This window comes from uncultured Campylobacter sp., assembly GCF_963517995.1.
Lineage (GTDB): Bacteria > Campylobacterota > Campylobacteria > Campylobacterales > Campylobacteraceae > Campylobacter_A.
Window position 1 is genome coordinate 1 of the sequence record NZ_CAUQHQ010000140.1, and the last position, 5,601, is coordinate 5,601.

Sequence of the window (5,601 nt, forward strand, 5' to 3'; positions counted from 1 at the left end):
AGTCAAACGAGACTAAAAACAAAGTGCTTTTTATAGATGCTAGAAACTACTACACGGTGGTTGATCGCACTTTAAACGAATGGTCTTATTGGCAGCTAAAAAACATCAATGCTATCGTATGGCTATACCGCGGCGAGATAGATAAGTATAGAGCCTTACTTGATGAGTACAAAGATACTCTTGCAAGCACCAAGCCTTTTGACGAGCAAATTCATGAAATTTCAGAAGAGATAAAAGCTCTTAGACTAGAAGCCAAAAAGGCGGTTGAAGATGCTCAAAGGCGAGAAAAGAAAAGAGTGCAAGAAGAGTATGACGCAAAGCTTGCTAAGCTAGACGAAAAGCTAACGATAGCTAGAGAGGCAAACTGGCTTTACGAAAAATTTAAAGACGGCGTTTATCAAGATGTGCTTGGTCTTTGCAAGATTGCCTATACGACCCACGCGGCGCAAGGAGATGATGAGGGCGTTAGTATAGAAGAAAAGGGCTGGTCGCTCACGCCAGGAGCTTATGTGGGCGTTGCTCCGGTAGAAGATGATGGGGTAAATTTTGAAGAGCGAATGATAGAGATACACCGCGAGCTACTATCTTTGCAAGCCGAGTCAAATTTAATCATGGATACCATCTCGCAAAATTTAAAGGAGATGGGATTGTGAAAATCAAAGATGTTGCAACATACATAAAAAGAGGAATAACGCCAAAATATGTTGACAAAGATGGTCTTATTGTAGTCAACCAAAAATGCATAAAAGACGGAACAATCAACCATGAATTCGTTAAATATACGAGCAAGGATAAGAAATTTTCCGACGAAAAGAAAATACAAGTAGGTGATATTCTTATAAATTCCACTGGAACTGGAACACTCGGAAGGGTGGCATATGCAGATAAAAAATTAGGATTTTTGTATGTTGATTCGCACGTGACTATTTTAAGGTGCGAAAATTATAACCCCAAATTTTTATTTTATTGGCTGAGACCTTTAGAAAAATATATAGAAACTCTAGGCAAAGGATCTACAAATCAGATAGAGCTAAGTAGCGACATAATATCTGAAATCGAAATACCAGCAATCGACATTATCAAACAAAACAAAATTACTGAAATAGTGTCCACATACGATGATCTTATTGAAAACAATCAAAAGCAGATCAAGCTTCTTGAAGAGGCGGCGCAGCGTTTGTATAAATTTTCGCTTTCCAGGATACGAGGATACCAAATTTATCGACGGCATTCCCGATGGGTGGAGAAAAGAATTAGTAGGCAGTATTATTGATAATATTCCGCGTAGGAAACAAATCAAAGCAACCGATTATTTAGATGCTGGAGCTGTTCCGATTGTAGATCAAAGTAAAAATTTTATTGCAGGATATACGAATAATATTGAAGCTATCATAAATATAGAAAAACCAGTTATTGTTTTTGGTGACCATACTCGTGTTTTAAAATATCTTCAGTTTCCGTTTGCCAAAGGAGCCGATGGAACACAATTAATAGTATCTAACGAAACAAATATGCCACAATCACTGTTTTATTGCTCATTGATTGCCGTTGATTTGTCAAATTATCACTATGCAAGACATTTTAAATATCTAAAGGCAGAAACTATTTTAGTACCCACTAAAGATGTTGCGGATAGATTTGATGTGTTGGCAGTACCTATGTTCTCTATGATTCAAAATTTAAGAGATATATCTAACAAATTAACTCAAGCTCGTGATCGCCTACTACCAAAGCTCATGAGCGGCGAAATAGAAGTATAAGGAGAGCGCTTTATATGAGTTATGATTATTCTGAAAATATCCTTGTGCAAGAGAGTGCCGGAAATTTACTCCGTGATGAGCTGGGCTGGGACGTGCAGTTTGCGCATAGTAGCGAGACTCTGGGCGAAAATGGTACCTTTGGTAGAAAAAGCTATAAAGAAATTCTCCTAACTCGCTTTCTTGTAGAGGCGCTTAAGAAATTTAACCCTTGGATAAATGAAACTCAGATCACCGAGGCTGTAAAAATTTTAGAAAACAGGCTATCCACATCTTCGCTCTTACAAGTAAATGAAGAAAAATACTACCTTATCCGCGACGGGATCCCGGTAACGATAAAGAAGCCAAACGGCGAAACGCAGGCTAAAAAGGCTACGGTGATCGACTTTTTAAACCCTGAAAATAACTACTTTTTAGCTATAAAAGAGTTAAAAATTCACGGAGAGCTACATAGAAGAAGAACGGATATCGTGGGCTTTGTAAACGGCATACCGCTACTTTTTGCGGAGCTTAAAAATAGCTCGGTAGATGTGCGTAACGCATATGAGGATAACTACACGGACTACCAAGACACGGTACCGCATCTGTTTTACTACAATGCCATTATTGTGCTATCAAACGGCATGGAGGCAAAGGTGGGCACGCTTGGCAGTAAATTTGAGTTTTTCCACGAGTGGAAAAGGCTTGCTGAAGATGAGCAAGGAAGCGTGGTGCTTGAGACTATGCTACGCGGAATTTGCAAGAAGGAAAATTTCCTAGATCTTTTTGAAAATTTTATCCTTTATGACCACTCAAACGGCCACACGGCAAAAATTCTCGCTAGAAATCACCAATATCTAGGCGTAAACGAAGCGATGAAAGTATACGCCGCAAGAAAGCTAAACGACGGTAAGCTGGGCGTGTTTTGGCATACGCAAGGATCAGGCAAGAGCTACTCTATGCTATTTTTTGCTAAGAAGGTGCGCCGAAAGATGCCGGGAACGCCGACCTTTGTTATCCTAACCGATAGAGACGAGCTAAATACTCAGATAAGCGATACATTTGAAAACTGCGGACTGCTAGGCAAAGATATAAAGGCTTCGCAGTATATCGCAACAAGCGGCAGCGATCTCGTGCAAAAACTAAAAGGCAATCCAAGCTTTATTTTTACGCTTATACAAAAATTTAACAAACCAAATGAAGAGCCTATCTATCCCGACCACGATATCATCATCATCTCAGACGAGGCGCACCGTAGCCAATACGGGATATTTGCCGATAATATGATGAAACTACTACCCACAGCCGCTCGTATAGGATTTACCGGCACACCCTTACTCTCTAGCGATAATATCACGGCTAGGACTTTTGGCGGTTATGTCTCGGTTTACGACTTTAAAAGAGCGGTTGAGGACGGCGCTACGGTGCCGCTTTATTATGAAAATCGCGGCGAAAAAATCGTGGATCTGCAAAATCCGGAAATAACGGATCAAATTTTAGACGCCATAGAAAACGCCGATCTTGATATAAATGAGCAAGATAAGCTAGAGGCTAAATTTGCAAAAGAGATACACTTGCTAACGGCAGAGCCTAGGCTAAAATCCATCGCACGTGATTTTGTTAGGCATTATTGCGATCTGTGGACGAGCGGAAAGGCGATGTTTGTTTGCCTAAATAAGGTAACGTGCGTTAGGATGTATAACTTCGTGCAAGAGTGCTGGCAAGAGGAGATAAAAACTCTAAAAGAAAATATAAAAAGAGCCACCCAGCAAGAGGCGCAGGAGCTAGAGCGCAAACTAAAATGGATGCAAGAGAGCGAAATGGCGGTGATAATAAGCCAAGACCAAAACGAAATTCAAACCTTTAAAAAGTGGGGCTTAGACATCAAGTATCACAGAGAAAAGATGGAGAAGCGAGAGCTTGATAAAGAATTTAAAGATAGTAAAAATCCTTTGCGAGTAGTCTTTGTCTGCGCTATGTGGCTAACCGGCTTTGACGTAAAGTGTCTATCTTGCTTATATCTTGATAAACCGCTAAAAGCGCATACGCTTATGCAGACGATAGCCAGGGCAAATCGCGTAAGCGAAGGCAAAAGCAATGGACTTATAGTTGACTATATAGGTATCGTAAAAGCTCTTAGGAAAGCACTTGCCGACTATACCGCAAATTTAGGCGCTAGTAGCGGAGCGGATCCAACAATAGATAAAAAGGAGCTCATCGCGCGTATCATAGAGGTGATAGAAAAGACGAGGGAGTTTTTATCGCAGAAAGAATTTGAGCTGAAAAAACTTATCGGTGCGGTTGATTTTGCAAAGCTTGCTAGTTTGCAAGAGGCGGCTAATGCAGTGTGTGGAAGTATCGAGGATAAGAAAATCTTTACTACTTACGCTTTGGAGCTTAGCAGACTAATAAAATATACAGACCGAAACGACGTAACGGCTCAAACGCGCAAACAATATGAAGCTATCGCGGCTATCCACTCTGAGCTTCAAAAAAAGCGCAAGCATACAAATACGACCAATCTAATGATCGAGATACATAAAATAATAAACGAGCATGTAAAAATCGCCGATGAGCCTACTATGAATAACGAGGCTGCGCGTAGATTTGATATAAGCGCCATTGACTTTGAGCTGCTACGCAGTGAATTTGCAAAGGTGAAAACTAAAAATTTAGCCATGAAAGACCTAGAGGAGATCATCAAGCAAAAGCTAGATAGTATGCTATTTAGCAATCCTAATCGCATAGACTACTATGAACGCTACGGGCAAATCATCGCAGAATATAACACCGAACAAGACAGGGCGACCATAGAAAAGACGTTTATGGAGCTTATGGATCTAGCAAATCAGATGAGCAAAGAAGAGCAAAGATACGCCAGAGAAGGCTTTACGAGCGATGAGGAGCTATCGTTTTATGATATGCTTTTTAGAGATGATCTTGGTAAAAACGACATAAAAAAGATCAAAGAAGTGGCAACTACCCTGCTAAGCAAGATAAAATCAAAAATTTCCGAGCTAGATCACTGGAGCGACAAACAAGAGACGAAAGCCGAGGTGGATAATCTCATCCGCGATACGCTCTGGGGCGAGCTACCTGAGTGCTATGATGATATAAGTATCTCGGCGTGCAGAGAGAAAATTTACGAGTATGTCTATATGAGATATAGGAGCGCGGCTTAGAATATAGCATATATCTGGAAAATTAATATATGAATATTAATTCGTAATGTTACTCTTTTACCGCAAGCTTTTATGTAGTTAAAGAATTTTTTATAATTTATACTATACGCCCAGTTTTCTATTCTAGCTACGGCTAACTAATTTTTTGGGTTAGTCCTTATCTGTTTGCAAAATTTAAAGATTTCCTCGCCGGTATTTTGCCCGAGAAAGAGAGGTAGACTCTAAAACTTCGGACATCTGTCGCTCTATGAACGGGCGAGTGATACCGGCAGAGCATTTAGAAAGACAAGCAAACGCTATCACCGCAGCAAAAAGCATGGCGGCTAAAAAAGCGGCCGCTACGTGGAGAAACGAGCCCTATCTTGGCAGAAGCGACAAGATGGATGCAAACTTCGGACTTCCGCCCTATCATTTCCGCTGCCGCACCGAAGTAGTACCTGTTTGGGTAGACGAATACGAGATCGAAGGCGTTAAGATGAAAGCTACGCAAGCGCCTGGTAAGGACGAAGTCTTAAGGCATATCGACAAGATGGGAGTGGAGAGATACTATACTAAGGCTAATATGCAGTCCAAGCACGGGCTTAGCAAACGGCTCAAGACAAAAGAAGTATCTTTGCAAAACATGATCGCGGCGCTAAATTCGATTATAGAAATAGCTCCGAACATCGAGCGCGGTAATAGGC

General features: G+C 40.8%; 2 protein-coding genes and 2 pseudogenes. All 4 read left to right on the forward strand.

The genetic code is table 11. From position 1 onward, the window contains the following. Positions 1-653, forward strand: a pseudogene (locus RYL88_RS11045) (SAM-dependent DNA methyltransferase); the annotation flags it as partial. Continuing rightward, positions 650-1,273 (forward strand): restriction endonuclease subunit S, encoded by a 624-nt coding sequence (locus RYL88_RS11050; RefSeq protein WP_314991293.1) that lies wholly within the window; start codon positions 650-652, stop codon positions 1,271-1,273. The pseudogene RYL88_RS11045 and the gene RYL88_RS11050, both read left to right, overlap by 4 nt. Positions 1,274-1,774: 501 nt before the next feature. Continuing rightward, complete coding sequence (locus RYL88_RS11055; RefSeq protein ID WP_314991295.1) at positions 1,775-4,918, forward strand: type I restriction endonuclease subunit R; 3,144 nt, start codon at positions 1,775-1,777, stop codon at positions 4,916-4,918. A 247-nt stretch (positions 4,919-5,165) separates the two neighbouring features. Further along, a pseudogene (locus RYL88_RS11060) lies at positions 5,166-5,601 on the forward strand (hypothetical protein); the annotation flags it as partial.